General features: G+C 63.6%; 1 protein-coding gene. It reads left to right on the top strand.

Annotated features, from left to right (window positions below; translation table 11 throughout):
* On the top strand, positions 1-1,089 hold a 1,089-nt coding region (locus RCH11_RS18085), incomplete at its 5' end, for an IS1380 family transposase (protein WP_327058417.1).
* Positions 1,090-1,228: the final 139 nt, after the last annotated feature.

Here is a 1,228-nt window from a genome sequence, read left to right as displayed (position 1 = left end):
GCCTTCACCTTCGGCCATGTACGACAACTCGACGCCATAGCCCGCAGATGGCTGAATAACCTCGCCGCGGTCGCGCCAATCGTGGCTGGCATCGACGATTACGCCCTGGTCGATATCGACGACACCATCAAGGAAGTCCACGGGTATCAGAAACAAGGTGCCGGGTTCGGCTACTCCCACGTCCGCGGCCTGAACGCGTTGATCGGCATCGTCTCCACCGCCACGGCGGCGCCGATCATCGTGGGGTCCCGGCTACGCCGCGGGCCGACGAACTCCGTGCGCGGGGCCGAGAAGTTCGTCTCCGACATCCTCGCGACAGTGAGCCGGTTGCGGTCGACGACCGCGACCGGACTCGTGCTCCTGCGCGCCGACAGCGCCTACTACGCCCACTCGGTTGTGGTCGCCGCACATCGCGCCGGGGCGAAGGTGTCCATCACCGTGCGGATGGATTCTGCGGTCAAACGCACCCTCGCCACCATCGCCGATACCGCGTGGACCACGATCCAGTACACCAACGCGATCCTCGACGAAAGCACAGGGAAGTGGGTCTCAGTCGCGGAAGTCGCTGAGGTCCCCTTCACCGCGTTCATGTCCAAGAAGAAAGCGGACCGCATTCACGGGCGCCTCATCGTGAGGCGGATCCCCGAGCTCAACGCGTTCGCCGGCGACGGGCAACCGACACTGTTCGACACGCACCGCTTCCACGCCTTCTTCACCACCAGCGATCAGGACCCCGTCACCGCGGACAAAACCCACCGCCAGCATGCGGTGATCGAGCAGATCAACGCCGATCTCAAAGACAGCGCGTTGGGTCACTTCCCATCCGGGGTATTCAGCGCGAACGCAGCCTGGTTGGTACTGGCGACGATCACCTTCAACCTGTCTCGCGCCATCGGCACGCTGACGGGCACCGACCTCGGCAAAGCGAGAACGGCGACAATCCGACGCAAGCTCATCCAGATTCCGGCACGCATCTCGACCTCTGCACGGAAAGTGGTGCTGCACCTGCCCAAACATTGGCCCTGGGAAACCGGGTGGACGAGCCTGCACGCGGCAACCTGCAGCCCACCACGAACCGCCTCCCCCTGACCTTCCAGCCCACGACGCGAAAGCACACGGAACATCACCGGCAGCAAGGCCGGGCCCATCGTCACGCCCACCCACGACAGCATCCGAAAGAAATCGAAAAGACACCCTCAACAAACCGAAACGGTGGATTCAGGCTAAG

Origin of the sequence: Glaciihabitans sp. GrIS 2.15 (assembly GCF_035984695.1) — a bacterium.
In the GTDB taxonomy this organism is placed as follows: Bacteria; Actinomycetota; Actinomycetes; order Actinomycetales; family Microbacteriaceae; genus Lacisediminihabitans.
This window is presented reverse-complemented; position numbering and strand designations above follow the sequence as displayed.